The sequence below is a fragment of the Flavobacterium sp. genome, from assembly GCF_029242675.1.
In the GTDB taxonomy this organism is placed as follows: domain Bacteria; phylum Bacteroidota; class Bacteroidia; order Flavobacteriales; family Flavobacteriaceae; genus Flavobacterium.
Genome location: NZ_JAQWTM010000084.1, coordinates 20,353 through 36,790, shown reverse-complemented (window position 1 = coordinate 36,790; position 16,438 = coordinate 20,353). Strand labels below are relative to the sequence as shown.

The window sequence follows — 16,438 nt, the reverse complement described above, 5'->3', positions numbered from 1 at the left end:
TGGCTTTTCTTATTTTTTAAACAAAACTAAATTCAAACTAACCAAATTTAATATTATGTCGAAAACCGCTGTAGCTCCTAATAATTCCACTCTTTTTGGGCATCCAACAGGATTGTATATTTTATTCTTAACAGAGATGTGGGAACGATTTTCCTATTATGGAATGCGAGCACTGTTAGTCTTATATATTACAAGCTCAACACTAGGAGATGATCCAAGAGGTGCAGGATTAGGTTGGACAAGTCAAGAAGCCTTAGCGCTTTATGGCTGGTATACCATGTTGGTTTATTTGATGTCGATACCAGGAGGTATGATTGCGGATAAAATAATAGGGCAAAAAAAGGCGGTTTTAGTGGGTGCTATTGTTCTCTGTGTTGGACATGGCGTACTAGTGTTGACCCAAACTTGGGCATTTTACACCGGATTAGGACTAGTAGTGCTAGGAGTGGGACTGCTAAAACCTAATATTTCTACCATGGTAGGTGGTTTGTATGGTCAAGGGGATATTCGTAGGGATAAAGGATTTAGTATTTTTTACATTGGTATAAACACTGGGTCTCTTTTGGCTACAATGGTAATTGGTTTTGTAGTAGCACAATGGGGATGGCATGCTGGTTTTGGACTAGCAGGTATTGCAATGGTTTTAGGTTTGATTGTGTACTTATGGGGACAAAAATACTTAGTGCATGTTGGAAATTTTGTGAAGCAAGATGTAAATGACAAAGAACAAAGTTCATACGGACAGCTTTTTGGTGATTTAATGAAATCAACGAATCAATTAATGATTACCGGACTGTTCTTAGTTTTATCATTGTTTGGATGGTACAGTTTAGGATGGGGTTACGGATTGTTATTTTTGTTTCTAACAGTAATCATTGGGTTAATGATGATGATTTATAAGGAGCTTTCGACGCAGCAAGATAAAGACCGTTTCTTAGTATTGTTATTGTCATTTATCATGGTAATTATTTTTTGGGGTGCTTATGAGCAAGCGGGAGGATTAATGAATTTATATACCGATACTAAAACGGATAGAATACTTCTATGTTTCGAAATTCCAACAGTAATGTTCCAAAGTTTAAATGCTGGTTTTATCATACTTTTTGCTACCGTAGTAGCTGGATATTGGGCAACTCGTAAATTAAAAAGTAAAGAAGCATCGTCTATTTTCAAAATGGCAATTGGTATCATCATTATGGGCTTTGGGTTTTTATTCATGGTTTTTGCGGCTATGCAATTCGAAAAATCGGGGACTTCAAGTATGATTTGGTTAGTGCTAGCCTATTTATTTCACACGATTGGAGAGCTTTGTATTTCGCCAGTAGCATTGTCTTTTATAACTAAGTTAGCTCCCGTAAAATATGCTTCATTAATGATGGGAGTTTATTTTGCAGCAACAGGATTGGGGAATAAAGTAGCAGGTATTATTGGAGAATCGGCTAGTAGTTTAGGAGAATACACTGTTTTCTTAGGGATATTAATTTTTACGTTGTTGATTGGTGGCGTGTTTTTATTACTTTTGAAGCCACTTCAAAGGTTGACACACGGTGCAGAAGACAACGAGAAATAAAAAATAAATTTAATTATATATTACAATAGAATGAATCAAAACACAAACGACGATTTTTTTAAAACTAATGTTTTAGGACATCCAGCTGGACTTTTTGTATTGTTTTTTACCGAAATGTGGGAGCGTTTTTCGTATTACGGAATGCGTGCTTTATTGGTGCTTTTTCTAACCTCTAGTTTAGCCAAAGGGGGTTGGGCATGGACTATTGAAGATGCATTGGCATTGTACGGAACGTACACTATGGCTGTCTATTTTACTCCTGTGATTGGAGGATTACTAGCGGATCGTTTTTTAGGGTATCGTATGGCAGTTATCTTAGGTGCATTGGCAATGACTTTAGGTCATGCATCAATGGCAGTTGAAACACCTTTGTTTTTATACATTGGTATTGGTTTTTTAATGGTAGGAAACGGTTTGTTCAAACCAAACATGACTTCTATTATTTCGTATGCTTATGAAAAGCACCCTGAGAAAAAAGATGGTGCCTACTCGCTTTATTACATGGGTGTGAATGCAGGTGCGTTTTTAGGAATTATGTTGTGTGGTTACATTGGTGAGAAAATCTCTTGGAGCTGGGGATTTGGATTAGCTGGGATTTTTATGTTCTTTGGAATGTTACAATTCTATTTCACTCAAAACATTTTTGGAGAAATTGGTTTAAAGCCTTCGGCTGAATCTAAGTTAGCATCTAAAGCCAAAGCAGCTGCCGAAAACACAGCGCCTAATGTAGTTCGTGATCGTATCATTGCTGTTTTGATATTCTCGGTATTTACAGTGTTCTTTTGGGCAGCGTTTGAACAAGCTGGTGGGTCTATGACTATTTTTGCTGAAAAATACACCCAAAGAGAATTGTTTGGTTCTAGCGCTTCGGTATTTAAAATTGCAGATGCCTTGTTGACCATTATTCCACTTTTAGTGATCACCTATGTGTTGTTTAAATTGTTTAAGCAAACATTTAAAAAATACGCAACAGGTAATATAATTCTAGCGACTAGTTTTGTGATTATTTGGGGAATTGTCCTTTGGAAAGTAGGTAGAGAATTTGCTGCTACCGGTACTGAAGTTCCAGCAACTTGGTTTGGTATCTTAAACTCCCTATTCATTGTTTGTTTTGCTCCCGTTTTTTCTAAATGGTGGGAGAGTAAATACAACCTTTCTGGGCCAATGAAGTTTGGACTAGGAATGACTTTACTAGGTTTAGGTTTTGGTTTTCTAGCGTACGGAAGTATGGGAATCACTCCTGATTCTGTTGTACGTGTAAGCATGTTTTGGTTAATAGCCGCTTATTTGTTTCACACTCTTGGAGAATTATGTATCTCTCCTGTAGGGTTATCTTATGTGAGTAAGCTAGTTCCTGCAACTTGGATTGGAATAATGTTTGGAGTGTATTATTTATTCATTGGTATGGGTAACAAAATTGCTGGTTCGATGGGTGGTATGATTGAAACGATAAGTACACAATATAGCTTGTCTACTTTCTTTTTAATTTTTACCGTAGTATCAATTGGTATTGGGCTTATAATGATACTGTTAACTCCATTGATGAAGAAATTGATGCACGGCGTAAACTAAAAAAGATATGGTATCATTTTTGTTTCTTAAATGATCAATTTAAACTACTTATGAAAAAAATATTTTTTATTCTCGTCTTGTTCTGCAATATGTTGATGGTGCATTCGCAAAGTACAAGTAGTGCTAAACAAGAAGGTAATTCAATTTGGTATACCGACGTTAAGGAGGCTATGGTGGTAAGCGCCACCAAAAATAAACCATTGCTGCTCTTTTTTACCGGTAGTGATTGGTGCGGTTGGTGTATCAAACTTCAAACGGAAGTATTGAAAACTCCTGAATTTAAAAAGTGGGCTGCTGAAAATGTTGTTTTAGTAGAATTAGATTTCCCAAGAAAGAATCTTCAAACTCCTGAAATGCAAAACCAGAATGCTCAAATAATGCAAGCTTTTGGAGTGCAAGGTTTTCCAACCATTCACATCGCTAAAGCAGTGCAAAAAGAAGGTCAGGTAAATTTTCAAGGATTAGGTAGTACCGGTTATGTACCAGGTGGACCTACCGCTTTTTTAGAAGTAACTGATGGTATTATCCATACCAAGCAATAAAATCAATTTAACTTATAGAATCCCTTTTCGGCTGTAGCATGGAAAGGGATTTTTCTTTTGGCGCAAGTTCGTTCCCATTGTTTTTGTAAATTTAGATAATTAGAGTTGTCCGCTACCACGACCTTGGGTTCCATTTCTGATAATAATCTGTCTAGGTTAATTTTAGGGGAATGGGTCAACAGTACTACGTCTGGTTTTAGTTTTACATTATAAATGCCGGAGCTATCTATCATTAAAATCTTGGTGCTATTGAAATAAAGTAGGTTTGGTAGTTTCTTCTTGGTTACGAGTTGGCTAAAATTAGCTACCAAGTACGATTGTATTATTGTATTGCTATACTCCGTTTTTTTAAAATTATCATTGGTTAAAACAACCGCTTGGTCTCCCTGCCGTTCTAGTATAATGCTATTTTTTTTCGAATTTAGCACGATCCATTCTTGTTCGTTTTGAATTTGCCATTTGGTATAGAGCAGCATAGATTGAAAAGCGATCAGGAATGTAAAAGCGACAGCGATCCTTTGAAATGTTGGTTTTTTCAACCCCATAATTAAAGCTATTATTGAGGCATAAGATGTAATCAATAAGAGATAATTGAATGGGATATCCTTGATTAAAAATTGCTCAAATGAGGCTACGTAGTGAATGCTGTAATTAAGGGCATAAATACCCCATTCCAGTGGTTTAATTAAAAGAGGATGAGCAATTGCAAAAGCGGCTAAAAAAAGTACGATGATGCCCAATATCATAATGTAAGTCAGTAAGGGTGCGACTATTAGATTAGTTATAAAAAACAAACTAGGAAATTGATGGAAGTAGTATAAAGATAGTGGTAAGGTACCAAGTTGAGCCGCGAAAGAAACACTAAGAATTGTCCAACAGTTTTTAATTATTTTTGTTTTAGGTTTGAATGCATTTGCGATTGTCGGCTGTAACCACACAATAAAAAACAGTGCCAAATAGCTAAGTTGAAAACCAACATCAAATATAAAATACGGTTGAAATAGTAAAATCAAAAATGCTGATACTAATAGGGTATGATAAATGTTTACCGTTCTGCGTAAATGGTATCCAATAGCAACAAAGGAAAACATAACGACTGATCGCAAAACTGAGGGAGAAAGCCCTGCTAAAATAGCGAAAGCAGTCAGAATCAAAATCAGAATTACTAATTTAGTAATCGCTCCTTTTTTAGTGTTTGGAATAGGTTTTAAGAGAAAGGTTAAAAACAACATCAAGTAACCCACATGTAAACCTGAAACGGATAAGATGTGAATGGCTCCAGCATATTGATAATCTTGCATTACATCTGGCGAAACTTCCTGTTTTTGGCCCATTAGCAAAGCTATGGCTACATTGAGTTCCTTTGAATTAAAATTGTTTTTCTCTAAATTCGTCTTGATTGTCGATCGTAATTGGTCTGTGTAGTACCAAAGATCCTTTTTGATTTTAGTGCCAATTTGAATACCAGATGAAGTAGTGTAAACTTGCGCATACAATTGTTTTTTATCAAGGTAATTACCGTAATCAAATTGATTAGGGTTTGTAGTGGCACTATTTTTATACAGTTTTTCTTGTACTTTGATGTAACTCCCCGTTTTTAGCGTCGTATTCAAACTGTCCTTTGCTATATTCAGCACTATTTTCCCTGTGTACGATTCCTTATCTATATTTTGAATTAAAGCAATATAACGATCATTATTTTTTGAGCTTTTTAATTTCTCCCTGATGACGATTGTTATTTCGTGTAGATTGTTGAAGGCAGTGCTAAAATGGAGATAATTACTTTTTTGATTTGAATCAGTATTCAAAAACAGCGAGAAACCACCAAGGAAATAGGCAGCAAAACATACCGCAATACTAAAAAATAAGGATTTGTTGGGTGTAAGTACTTTGGAGATGAAAAAGGATGATAAAAGCAGTAGCGACAGACTTAATCCTACAATTAGGAAGGTTAAAGCTGGGTTCCAATAATAAGTGCTTACTATACCTAAAATAAAGGCTAGAGTAATCTTTGCTAGTGGGAACTGTAGTACTTTCATTACTCTAAAGTACTGAATTTTTATTAAAAACCTTTTTTCTTAGTTTAAAATTCTGTTGACTTGTACAAAAGTTCTTTTGTAGTATGGTTCTTTTGTCGATGAGATGATGACTCCTTTAGAAGTAGAGGTATGAATAAAGAGCACTTGATCGTCTCTTACCTCTGTTACGATTCCTACATGATTGATTTGAGACCTACTATTGGTTTTAAAGAAAATTAAATCTCCTTTTTTAGCTTCTTCTAACTTGGTGCCAAGCTGAATTCCCTGTTTGGATTGGTCAATTGAAGTACGGGGAAGTGCAATGTCGTATTTGGCAAAAGTAGAAAACACTAATCCAGAGCAGTCATAGCCGTTTTTAGTTACGCCTGCAGTTTTATATTTTACGCCTAAGTTTTCTGTTGCCGAATCAATTATGTTATCTACTATTTTCTGATTTTCTTTAGTTTCCTTGCGGTCTGTTTTTTTGGTTAAAACAGATGATGATTTGCAGGAAGCAAATAAAATGGTAAGTAGGAGAAGGGAGATAATTGATTTCAAAAGTGTTTTTATGTTAGTTTCTTAAATCGGATACGATTAATTGTGCAGTTATTTCGCTGGCACCAATTCCGCCTAATTTAGTTTCTAGGAGCTCGTACTTTTTAAGTAATTGTTCGCGATAGTTCGGTTCTAATAGTTTAGTTAACTCTGTTTTAATGTTTTTAGTATTTAAGTCTTCTTGAATTAATTCGGTTACAACCTCCTCATCCATAATTAAATTAACTAACGAAATGTACTTTAGGGTTATGATGCGTTTCGCAATTTGATAAGAAGCCCAGCTTCCTTTGTAACACACCACTTCAGGCACTTTAAATAGTGCCGTTTCTAAGGTTGCAGTTCCCGAAGTAACAAGTGCTGCTGTCGCTATCTTTAGTAAATCATAGGTTTTATTCGAAATGAACTTGATGTTGTTTGCGGTAATAAAAGTTTCGTAAAATGAAAAATCTTGACTTGGTGCCCCAGCAATTACAAATTGATAATCAGGAAAGTCATCGGCTACCGTTAGCATAATCGAAAGCATTTTAGTGATTTCTTGCTTTCTGCTTCCGGGAAGTAAAGCTATAATTGGTTTTTCTCCTAACTCATTTTGGTTTCTAAAGTCATTTGAGTCAATAGGAGGTTGGTTGTGAATAGCGTCTATCAACGGATGTCCAACAAAGGAAACGGGATAGTTGTGCTTTACTTCATAAAAATCTTTTTCGAAAGGTAAAATGACATACATTTTGTCCACATCTCGCTTAATTTCCTTAATTCGGTTTTCTTTCCATGCCCAAATTTGAGGTGAAATATAGTAATGCGTCTTCATCCCCAAAACCTTTGCCCATTTAGCGATGCGCATATTAAATCCGGGGTAATCAATAAAAATAATAACATCGGGTTGAAAAGCTAGGATGTCCTTTTTACAAACTTTGATATTTCCTAAGATGGTTTTTAGGTTAAAAACAACTTCAATAAATCCCATAAAGGCAAGTTCGCGGTAGTGCTTTACTAATGTTCCACCAGTTGCCTGCATTAGATCACCTCCCCAAAAACGAATGGTTGCTTCCGGATCTTCCTTGTACAACGCTTTCATCAAATTAGAGCCGTGTAAATCACCTGATGCTTCTCCTGCTATTATGTAATATTTCATTTTTAGGTTCTAAATGGATTAATGAGATTGTATTTCAAAATTAAGTATTGCACTTTTAGCAATCAAATAAAAGTCTTTGTTTAAATAAAGATGGTGAGTATTGCCATTACTATAACAGACAAAATTACGCCTCTTGCCATCATTTCTTGGTTTAATTTCAAAAGAACTCCAAAAAGGAGTAAGTTGATAACGGAACCTAACGTTATTAATTTGCCCAAAGCTCCTTGTGACTCTAAGATTGCGAAACCTGTTTTTATTTCATAGGTCGTAAAGAGAGAAAGGTACAGGATACATCCCAGAAAAGTACCTACAAACCCCAGTACCGCTCCTGCTGCGAATTGTTTTTTATTCATTCCATTTCCAGGTATTAAGTTGTTGCATGGCATGGTGAGCCGTAAGATCAAACTGAACGGGAACTACTGAAACATAGCCTTGTCCAAGAGCCCATTCGTCAGTATCCTCGCCGCTGTCTTGATTGACAAACTCTCCTGCGAGCCAATAATAGTCTTTTCCTTGGGGTGTTTGTCGTTTGTCGAATTTTTCCATCCAAAGTGCTTTCGCTTGACGACATATTTTAATTCCTTTGATGTCTGCTGTTTTTAATTTGGGGAAGTTAACGTTTAAAACAACATCTTTTGGAAGTTTGTTTTCGAGCACTTCAAGCGTTATTTTGCGAATAAAGGGCTTTATAGATTCAAAGTCGGCATTCCAATCATAGTCCAATAGCGAAAAACCAATTGCAGGAATTCCTTCTATACCAGCTTCTACAGCTGCACTCATTGTGCCAGAATAAATCACATTAATCGACGAGTTCGACCCGTGATTCACACCAGATACGCATAAGTCAGGTTTGCGATCTAGAATCTCATTTACAGCTATTTTTACACAATCAACAGGTGTGCCGGAGCAGCTATATTCAGTAATACTATCATGTATCTTAGATGTTTTATTCAAGTACAAGGTGCTGTTTATTGTGATGGCGTGGCCCATTGCGCTTTGCGGTTTATCGGGAGCAACTACCACTACTTCGCCAATTTCTGCCATGACTGCTATAAGTGCTCTAATTCCAGGAGCAGTGATTCCGTCATCATTTGTAATTAAGATCAGCGGTTTTACTTTTTTCATGTTTTTTTATCTTTAGGCTGTACTACAGTAGTAATTTATAACAAAGGAACTAAATTTTATTAACTTGATAGATTAATGCCAAAACAAAAAAACCAATTTCCTATCTTTAACAAAAATTTATGCGAGCCCTGCTGTAATTGGGATGGTTTTTGACGTAACTTAGTTTAAAAAATTTTGATGAATACTATTATCAACTATATGAAAAGAAATTATAAAATACTTCTTGCACTTGTTTTACTTTCAGTAACACTATTCGCCTTCAAGATGAAGTCCTCGAATGAGGGTGACCCTGATAAAGATAAATTACTATTAGAATTGCTAACATTTGTCATTGAAAAGGGACATTACAGTCCGACAACGATAGATGATAACTTTTCTAAAGGTGTTTACAAGGATTACATTAAAGCCTTAGATCCTTCCAAGAGGTTCTTCTTACAGTCGGATATTGATGAGTTTTCCAAATATGAATTAGAACTAGACGATCAGATTAAAAATAAAGACCTAACTTTTTTCAATCTTACTTTTGAAAGATTGATGAAAAGGATGGAGCAAAGCAAACTTATTTACCAAAATATACTAAGTACTCCTTTCAATTATAATACCAACGAGTTTTACAATACCGATTCTGAGAAAGCTCCATACGTAAAATCAGTAAATGAGTTGAAAGACAGATGGAGAAAGCAACTTAAGCTATCAACGTTATCCTCCCTGACCGATCGAATTAAAGTACAAGAGGAAAGAGAGAATGTTGCTACTATCGATACCATTTCAGTTACTAGTCAAGCTGAAGGTAAAGCATTGGGTAGAAAAAATGATGTTACTAGTAATGATAAAGTTAAGACATTTGCTCAGTTAGAAAAGGAAAATCGAGAAAGTGCAAAAAAAGCCTTAGATGAGTATTTTGGATTTATGCATGATTTGAATAGAAATGATTGGTTTTCGGTTTTTATTAATTCAATTACAGCTGGTTTTGATCCGCATACTAATTATTTTGCACCTGAAGAAAAAGAAAGATTTGATGTAAGTATTAGCGGTAAGTTGGAGGGTATTGGGGCACGATTACAAAAAAAGAATGATTTCACGGAAATATCAGAATTAATATCGGGTGGTCCAGCTTGGAGAGGCAAAGAACTTGAAGCAGGAGATGTAGTTATTAAGGTCGCTCAAGGAAATGCTCAAGCGGTTGATGTTGTTGGTATGCGTTTAGATGATGTAGTTAAAAAAATTAAAGGTCCTAAAGGTTCAGAAGTACGCTTAACCGTTAAAAAAGTTGATGGAACCATTAAAATTGTTTCGATCATTAGGGATATTGTTGAGATTGAAGAAACCTATGCTAAAACTAGTATTGTTACTAGAAATGGTTTAAAGTACGGTGTGATTTACTTACCAAAGTTCTATATCGATTTTGAAAATAAAGACGGTAGGGATGCTGGTAAAGACATTGCTTTGGAGGTTGAGAGATTGAAGCAGGCTCAAGTTGACGGAATCGTTTTAGATGTTCGTGATGATGGTGGAGGGTCTCTATCTACTGTGGTTGATATTGCGGGTCTTTTTATCGAACAAGGTCCCATTGTTCAAATTAAATCTGCAGGTAGAAAAAAAGAAGTGCTTTACGATCGTGATAAAAAAATTGAATACGATGGACCATTGGTAATCATGGTAAATAGCTTTTCAGCTTCTGCTTCTGAGATTTTAGCGGCAGCGATTCAAGATTACAAGCGCGGAATTATTATTGGTAGTAAACAAACTTATGGTAAAGGGACGGTGCAAAATGTAATAGATCTAAACCAATTTGTTCGAAATAGCGAGGTAGGTGATTTAGGAGCCTTAAAAACAACTACTCAAAAATTCTACCGTATCAATGGTGGTTCGACTCAATTAGAAGGAGTAAGCAGTGATGTTGTGATGCCAGATCGTTACGCTTATTTGAAAATGGGTGAGCGTGATGTTGAAAATGCAATGCCATGGGATAAGATTGACGCTGCAGATTATACCATTTGGGACAAGACAGCTAATTTTAACAAAGCTATTGTAAATAGTAAGAACAGAATTCAAAACAATGCACAATTCAAATTAATTGAAGAAAACGCAAAATGGATTGATAACCGTAGTAAAGAAAGTAATTATAGCTTAAATATTAATACTTTTAAGAAAGAACAAATGGCTATCGAAGAAACTGCAAAATTATTTAAACCTATAATGCAGTACCAAAATTCACTACAATTTACTTCTCTCCCATATGAATTGGAGCAAATGGCAAAAGATAATGTGCTAAAGGAAAAAAGAGATAGATGGCATGAAGGATTAGCTAAGGATATCTACGTAGAAGAAGCCTTGAATGTATTGGATGATTTACAAGCAAAGCCGGTGGTTAAAAAAACAATGACTACAACTATTAAAAAAGACAAGTTAGCAAAGTCGTAAAGTAGTGTTAGGCTATTGAATTAGATAGAAGTAACGCCTCAAAATTAGTCTTAATTTTGAGGCGTTTTCTTTAAGAGGTGTAGAAGTTTAAAAATGTAATAGGTGCTATTGAAATGAAATATAGAAATTCTTTTTTTACCGTTCTGTGCTTGTCAGTGTGTTTACTGTCTTGTAAACAGAACAATACAGCTGAGTTTGATAGTGTGGCAATAGGTAGTGGTGTAGAGCAAACTTCAGGGGAGTTTGACAAGGCTGGTGCTAGTAGGTCTAATTTAGATTTAGCGCCTACCTCAACAACAAAGCAAATCATTCAACATACTTATTACTCATTGTCTTATAACGAAGAGTACGAACAGGCCGAATGGGTCGCTTATGAATTAAAGAAAGAAAATCTAAAGAATAATGATTTCAAAAGACCCTATTTTATTGAGGATAATAAGGTTTCTACTGGTTCAGCCGATTGGAGAAATTATAAAAAATCAGGTTACGACAAGGGGCATTTAGTCCCTGCAGCTGATATGGAATTGAACCTAGATAGCTATAATGATACTTTTTTAACATCAAATATTTCTCCGCAAGATCATGAATTTAATGCAGGTATTTGGAATCGATTGGAGCAGAAGGTGCGATTTTGGGCTGAAAAGTACAATGGAGTTTACGTTGTAACCGGAGGTGTTTTAGAACCATCATTGCAAACCATTGGTAAAGATCATGTCGCAGTGCCTAAGGAATTTTATAAAATTATTTTATATCCATCAGGTAGTAACTATAAAATGATTGCTTTTTTAATTCCAAATAAGGCTAGTAACAAAGCTTTGTTTGATTATGCTGTTCCAGTAGATGTAATCGAAAAAAAGACGGGTATAGACTTCTTTCCAGCACTTGATGATGCTATTGAAAATAAACTAGAGAAAGAGGTAGATAAGCACCCTTGGTTTATTAGGTAGGTCGAAACCTACCATTCGTTTACCTTGTTGGCATCCATCTTTAAAAAGATAAATAACAAGATTGTGAATCCCCATAATCCTGATCCTCCATAGGAGAAAAATGGTAATGGCACACCTATAGTTGGGAATATACCAATCACCATCGCAATATTTACAAAAAAGTGAGTAAATAAAATACCGGCTACGCAATAGCCATATACGCGACTAAACTTTGTTTTTTGCCTTTCTGCAAGGTAAATTATTCTTAATAATAAAGTTACAAATAAGCCAATAACGATAATGGATCCAACAAAACCCCACTCCTCTCCAACAGTGGTAAAGATGTAATCGGTATGTTGTTCCGGCACAAATCCACCTTTAGTTTGTGTTCCTTCCAAGAAGCCTTTTCCGAACCATCCTCCTGATCCAATAGCGATTTCTGATTGATTGGTGTTGTATCCAATTCCTTTTAAATCAACTGTTTTCCCAAGAAGAATATTGAAACGGTCACGATGATGCTGTTTGAAGACATTCTCAAAAACGTAGTTTACAGACAGTACGAATCCAGAAATTAAAACGAGTAGTATTCCACTTAAAACAAGGTTTCTATCCGCTAGTCTTGATTTATAATGAACTAGTAACAAAACGATTAGTGCAATCAGAATTACGTATTGAGGTTCAATTAATAAGGTTAATACGAACAACGTGATGGCAATAAATCCAGTCCAAATATACCAAGAAGGCAAACCTTCACGATACAGAACGATCAAAAATATACTGTAGATCAATGCGCTTCCTGGATCGGGCTGAGGTAATATGAGTAAGACAGGTAAAAATACAATTGCCAAAGCTTGTATTTGTCTATTAACGTCTTTTAAATTAATTTGTGAGTCACTTAGATATTTAGATAGTGCTAAGGCTGTAGCTGCTTTTGCAAATTCCGAAGGTTGTATTGTGAAACTACCAATCGCGTACCAGCATCTTTGTCCCGCGATTGTTTTTCCAAAAAGGAATAAGCCTGCAAGTGTCAGTAAAGAGATTCCAAATATAATAGTAGCGTATTTTTCATAAAATTTGCTATCTACTGCAACAATGATAAATATTAATGGAATCGTTAGCAATATGAAAATAAATTGTTTTTCATAAGTGCCCTCCAGAGAGGATAACGAGGAGGAGTAGATGTTCAACCAACCCATTAAAACGAGAAGGCTGTAAATGATGACACAACTCCAGTCAATATTTTTCTTTATGCTTTGGTTTTTCATTGGAGTATTTGATTAGTTCTCTTTAGTGGTGTCAATTACGGTGCTAGTTCTCAATTTGGTTGGAGTCGTTTTTTTGATCGTATCTTTTGGCGTTGTTTCAATTGCACTTGCCTCTTTCATACCTCCTAATTTAGCGTAGCGATCTCTTAAACTTCTTTCTAAGATTCTTTTTTCTAAATCAGTTCGGGTAATTTTTTTACGTAGGTATTTTTCGATCATTAAACTCGCAATCGGACCTGCAATTGTCGCACCGTATCCTCCGTTTTCTACTAAAATAGCAATAGCAATCTTCGGATTGTCTTTTGGTGCAAAAGCTACAAATATAGAGTGATCTTCTAGTTTAGTTCTGACTCCATTGATTTTGGCAAAGTTTTCAGCGGTACCTGTTTTACCGCAAATATCGATTCCTTCTACTCTTAAAGCACTAGCGGTACCAAAGTTGTAGACATCAAATAAACCACTAATCATGGGTTTGAAATATTTTTTGTCGATCGTAGTTTCATGTTTTACAGTAAACTTAGGATCGATTTTTCCTCCTTTAATCTTTTTGATGATATGAGGAGTGTAGTAATATCCTTGATTAGCTACTGTTGCCATCATATTAGCTAATTGAATTGGAGTCATTAAAACTTCTCCTTGACCAATGGCATTAGATACAATTGTTGTGCTTCTCCATCCGCCGTTAGGATATATTTTTTTATAGGTCTTAGAAGAAGGAACATTTCCTCTTTTTCCCGTTGGCAAATCATAGCCCATGAAGTCACCTAATCCAAAACTTTTTACGTGATTGCTCCATACATCAACCGCATATCCTGGTTTTGAATATTTATTGATGGTTCGCATGTACACTTGCGCAAAATAAGTGTTGCACGAATTGTAAATTCCGTTATGTAAGGTATGCGGTCCAAAGCCGTGACATTTCATAAAGCGACCTCGAGCATAGCTAAATCCGTGGTGGCACATAAATGTCGTTTGTTCATCAACCACACCTTCTTGCAGTCCTATTAGACCTGTTAAAATTTTAAAGGGCGATCCCGGAGGATACTCTGCTAATAATCCTCTGTCGTATAGCGGTTTTGCAATTGAGTCGCGGTACAATAAGGTATAGTTTTTAGAGCGTTGTCTTCCCACTAAAATCGAAGGATCATAAGAAGGTGCAGTTACAAGTGCTAAAATCTCGCCCGTTCTTGGTTCGATGGCTACAATTCCGCCTCGTTTGTTAATCATCAACTGCTCACCATATCGCTGTAATTCGGCATCTAAAGTTAAGTTGATGTCTTCTCCTTGCACTGCAATGGTATCGTATTTCCCTTCTTTATACGAACCGATTTCTCTATTGTATTTGTCTTTTTGGATGTATTTAACTCCTTTTATTCCGCGTAAAATTTCCTCATAACTTTCTTCGACACCTTGGCGTCCAATCAAGTCTCCGCTGTTATAGTAAGGGTTTTTAGCGATAAGTTTGTCGTTTACTTGAGTAATGAATCCAAAAACATTGGCTCCAAAATCTACTTCATAATCACGTAAAGAACGTTTTTGAAAATAGAATCCCTCAAATTTTCTTATTTTTTCTTGAAATGCAGCAAATTCACTTTTGTTTAATTGTGGTAAAAAAACTGATGGAAGTCTTGGACTGTAAACTTTTGCTTTTGCTATTTTTTTGATGTAATCCTCCTTGGTGATATTTAGTAACTGACAAAATTCTAGCGTATCTATGTTTTTTAGGTCTTTGGGGATAACCATGATATCATAAGATGCTTGATTGGCAACTAGTAGTTTACCGTTTCTGTCGTAAATGTATCCTCGTTCAGGGTAATCATACTGTACTTTTATAGCATTGTTCTCCGATTTTAATTTGAAGGTATCATCGACAACTTGCAAATAAAAAATGCGAATAAGTAGCAAAGATGCTGCAATAATAATCAAAGAAGGCAGCAGAAGTTTTCTCATCTTTTGTTAGGCTTAATAAGGTATATTATAATTATACAACTAATGATTGTGAATACGGCGCTTAAAAGTGCTCGTATTAAAATATCCCAAAAGAAACTAATTTGAAAGGCTTCTAGGAGGAAAAGAATAAAATGATGACTGACAACTGAAAGCAGAATAAATGAAAATCGTTCAGGTGTTAGTACATCATTAAGTTTGATAGTTTGGTATTCATAACTAATTCCAAAGGAGAATTTAAAAATAGAAGGGCGCACGTAGGCTAATATTAAACAAGCTGTTGCATGGATTCCTCCTGAGTTTAAAAAAATATCCATAATTAATCCCAATGAAAAACTAGCTAAAAGTAATCCTGATTTGTTTCCGTTTACAGGATATAGTATGATAAATAATAGATAAGGTAAGGGCATTATAAAGCCCAAAAATGTCATATTATTAAAGATAACAATTTGAACGGCCAATAACAAAATAAACCGAAAAATATTGGATAACAACGTGCTATTCATCTGTGTTTCGTTTTTCTAAGTTAAGAAGCTCTTCGCGGTTTTTACTTTTTAGTATGTACACATGACCTAAGTTTGTCATGTCATTAAAGAGTTTTACGGTAATGGTATAGTAATGTGTTTGGTCATCTATTTCTACCTTATCAATCGTTCCAATGTTTATGTTCTCTGGAAATATTGCGGACTGTGCTCCAGTAACTATAGTGTCACCTTTTCTAATAGCCGCAAGTCTAGGTACGTCAACTAATTGCGCAAAACCAGTGCTCTTTCCATTCCAAATCAAAGAACCAAAGTGATTTGATTTTTTAATTTTAGCATTAATCCGAGATTTAACATTTAAAATACTGAGTACGGTTGCAAACTGAGGGGATGTGTTATCTACAATCCCAACGATGCCTAGGTCATTAATAACTCCCATATCTTGTTTAACCCCGTCATTAGAGCCAGAATTAAGGGTTAGGAAATTTTCATGAACATTGTAGGAGTTGCGTATAACTTTTGATACTAGAACATCATCAGCAGGAATTCCTTTGATTGAATCCATTCGCTTCAAATAAGAGGTGTCTTTGGTATTAAATAAAATGCTTTTCAATCGAGCGTTTTCAAGAGCTAATGCTTCGTTTTCGGTTCTTAGATTCAAATATTCACTAACATCGTTTATCTGTTGATACACTCCGCCGCTTAAAAAATTAGCCGAACTAATCATTTTACTCCTATGAAAAGAATGCGATTGGATTGTAAGTAAAAACGAAATGCATAATAACAGCAAAAACAGTAATCTATTACTGTTTTTGAATATGAAATTAAATATTTGCTGCATTCTCTTTTTTGATTTATTTTATCTTGATTATTAATAAGT

At 35.3% G+C, this 16,438-nt stretch carries 14 protein-coding genes; 5 read left to right on the top strand and 9 right to left on the bottom strand.

The window, feature by feature from the left end:
• Positions 1 to 55: 55 nt before the first annotated feature.
• From P8M54_RS03410 to P8M54_RS03400, 3 genes are all read left to right on the top strand, one after another.
• Positions 56 to 1,570: a peptide MFS transporter gene (locus P8M54_RS03410; RefSeq protein WP_300285179.1), complete on the top strand. Its 1,515-nt coding sequence runs from the start codon at positions 56 to 58 to the stop codon at positions 1,568 to 1,570.
• Positions 1,571 to 1,600: 30 nt separating this feature from the next.
• A complete protein-coding gene (locus P8M54_RS03405; RefSeq protein ID WP_300285176.1) occupies positions 1,601 to 3,142 on the top strand; it encodes a peptide MFS transporter in 1,542 nt (513 codons plus the stop codon).
• Positions 3,143 to 3,231: 89 nt separating this feature from the next.
• Positions 3,232 to 3,684, top strand: a complete 453-nt coding sequence (locus P8M54_RS03400; RefSeq protein ID WP_300285221.1) for a thioredoxin family protein — start codon at positions 3,232 to 3,234, stop codon at positions 3,682 to 3,684.
• Positions 3,685 to 3,686: 2 nt separating this feature from the next.
• Here P8M54_RS03400 and P8M54_RS03395 read toward each other — a convergent pair whose 3' ends face one another.
• The 5 genes from P8M54_RS03395 to surE form a co-directional block, all read right to left on the bottom strand.
• A complete protein-coding gene (locus tag P8M54_RS03395; RefSeq protein WP_300285174.1) occupies positions 3,687 to 5,723 on the bottom strand; it encodes a ComEC/Rec2 family competence protein in 2,037 nt (678 codons plus the stop codon).
• 39 nt (positions 5,724 to 5,762) lie between these two features.
• Positions 5,763 to 6,260, bottom strand: a complete 498-nt coding sequence (locus P8M54_RS03390; RefSeq protein ID WP_300285171.1) for a C40 family peptidase — start codon at positions 6,258 to 6,260, stop codon at positions 5,763 to 5,765.
• A 13-nt stretch (positions 6,261 to 6,273) separates the two neighbouring features.
• Positions 6,274 to 7,389 carry a lipid-A-disaccharide synthase gene (lpxB, locus tag P8M54_RS03385; RefSeq protein WP_300285168.1) on the bottom strand — a complete coding sequence of 372 codons (1,116 nt, stop codon included), beginning with the start codon at positions 7,387 to 7,389 and terminating at the stop codon, positions 6,274 to 6,276.
• Between the two features lie 80 nt (positions 7,390 to 7,469).
• Complete coding sequence (locus P8M54_RS03380) at positions 7,470 to 7,742, bottom strand: hypothetical protein (RefSeq protein WP_300285165.1); 273 nt, start codon at positions 7,740 to 7,742, stop codon at positions 7,470 to 7,472.
• Entirely contained in the window at positions 7,735 to 8,514 is a 780-nt protein-coding gene (surE, locus tag P8M54_RS03375; RefSeq protein WP_300285162.1) for a 5'/3'-nucleotidase SurE, read from the bottom strand. The genes P8M54_RS03380 and surE overlap by 8 nt, the downstream gene beginning before the upstream one ends.
• Before the next feature lie 177 nt (positions 8,515 to 8,691).
• Here surE and P8M54_RS03370 point away from each other — a divergent pair, with 177 nt between their 5' ends.
• Both P8M54_RS03370 and P8M54_RS03365 read left to right on the top strand, forming a co-directional pair.
• Positions 8,692 to 10,938 carry a carboxy terminal-processing peptidase gene (locus tag P8M54_RS03370; RefSeq protein ID WP_300285159.1) on the top strand — a complete coding sequence of 749 codons (2,247 nt, stop codon included), beginning with the start codon at positions 8,692 to 8,694 and terminating at the stop codon, positions 10,936 to 10,938.
• A gap of 113 nt (positions 10,939 to 11,051) precedes the next feature.
• Complete coding sequence (locus P8M54_RS03365) at positions 11,052 to 11,885, top strand: DNA/RNA non-specific endonuclease (protein WP_300285157.1); 834 nt, start codon at positions 11,052 to 11,054, stop codon at positions 11,883 to 11,885.
• Between the two features lie 8 nt (positions 11,886 to 11,893).
• On the opposite strand, the gene rodA is transcribed toward P8M54_RS03365, so the two are convergent.
• The 4 genes from rodA to mreC are packed head-to-tail and all read right to left on the bottom strand — an operon-like array spanning position 11,894 to position 16,399.
• The gene (rodA, locus tag P8M54_RS03360) at positions 11,894 to 13,129 is read right to left on the bottom strand and encodes a rod shape-determining protein RodA (protein ID WP_300285155.1); all 1,236 of its coding nucleotides are present in this window, start codon (positions 13,127 to 13,129) and stop codon (positions 11,894 to 11,896) included.
• Between the two features lie 12 nt (positions 13,130 to 13,141).
• Positions 13,142 to 15,079 (bottom strand): penicillin-binding protein 2, encoded by a 1,938-nt coding sequence (gene mrdA / locus P8M54_RS03355; protein ID WP_300285153.1) that lies wholly within the window; start codon positions 15,077 to 15,079, stop codon positions 13,142 to 13,144.
• Complete coding sequence (locus tag P8M54_RS03350; protein ID WP_300285149.1) at positions 15,076 to 15,582, bottom strand: rod shape-determining protein MreD; 507 nt, start codon at positions 15,580 to 15,582, stop codon at positions 15,076 to 15,078. Before P8M54_RS03350 ends, mrdA begins: the two co-directional genes overlap by 4 nt.
• A complete protein-coding gene (gene mreC / locus P8M54_RS03345) occupies positions 15,575 to 16,399 on the bottom strand; it encodes a rod shape-determining protein MreC (RefSeq protein ID WP_300285145.1) in 825 nt (274 codons plus the stop codon). The genes P8M54_RS03350 and mreC overlap by 8 nt, the downstream gene beginning before the upstream one ends.
• Positions 16,400 to 16,438: the final 39 nt, after the last annotated feature.

Excerpts from the sequence above, each read along its gene's own strand:
- P8M54_RS03410 (WP_300285179.1), top strand. The coding sequence starts at position 56 with ATGTCGAAAACCGCTGTAGCTCCTAATAATTCCACTCTTTTTGGGCAT.
- P8M54_RS03405 (WP_300285176.1), top strand. The coding sequence starts at position 1,601 with ATGAATCAAAACACAAACGACGATTTTTTTAAAACTAATGTTTTAGGA.
- P8M54_RS03400 (WP_300285221.1), top strand. The coding sequence starts at position 3,232 with ATGTTGATGGTGCATTCGCAAAGTACAAGTAGTGCTAAACAAGAAGGT.
- P8M54_RS03395 (WP_300285174.1), bottom strand. The coding sequence starts at position 5,723 with ATGAAAGTACTACAGTTCCCACTAGCAAAGATTACTCTAGCCTTTATT.
- lpxB (WP_300285168.1), bottom strand. The coding sequence starts at position 7,389 with ATGAAATATTACATAATAGCAGGAGAAGCATCAGGTGATTTACACGGC.
- P8M54_RS03380 (WP_300285165.1), bottom strand. The coding sequence starts at position 7,742 with ATGAATAAAAAACAATTCGCAGCAGGAGCGGTACTGGGGTTTGTAGGT.
- surE (WP_300285162.1), bottom strand. The coding sequence starts at position 8,514 with ATGAAAAAAGTAAAACCGCTGATCTTAATTACAAATGATGACGGAATC.
- P8M54_RS03370 (WP_300285159.1), top strand. The coding sequence starts at position 8,692 with ATGAATACTATTATCAACTATATGAAAAGAAATTATAAAATACTTCTT.
- P8M54_RS03365 (WP_300285157.1), top strand. The coding sequence starts at position 11,052 with ATGAAATATAGAAATTCTTTTTTTACCGTTCTGTGCTTGTCAGTGTGT.
- rodA (WP_300285155.1), bottom strand. The coding sequence starts at position 13,129 with ATGAAAAACCAAAGCATAAAGAAAAATATTGACTGGAGTTGTGTCATC.
- mrdA (WP_300285153.1), bottom strand. The coding sequence starts at position 15,079 with ATGAGAAAACTTCTGCTGCCTTCTTTGATTATTATTGCAGCATCTTTG.
- P8M54_RS03350 (WP_300285149.1), bottom strand. The coding sequence starts at position 15,582 with ATGAATAGCACGTTGTTATCCAATATTTTTCGGTTTATTTTGTTATTG.
- mreC (WP_300285145.1), bottom strand. The coding sequence starts at position 16,399 with ATGCAGCAAATATTTAATTTCATATTCAAAAACAGTAATAGATTACTG.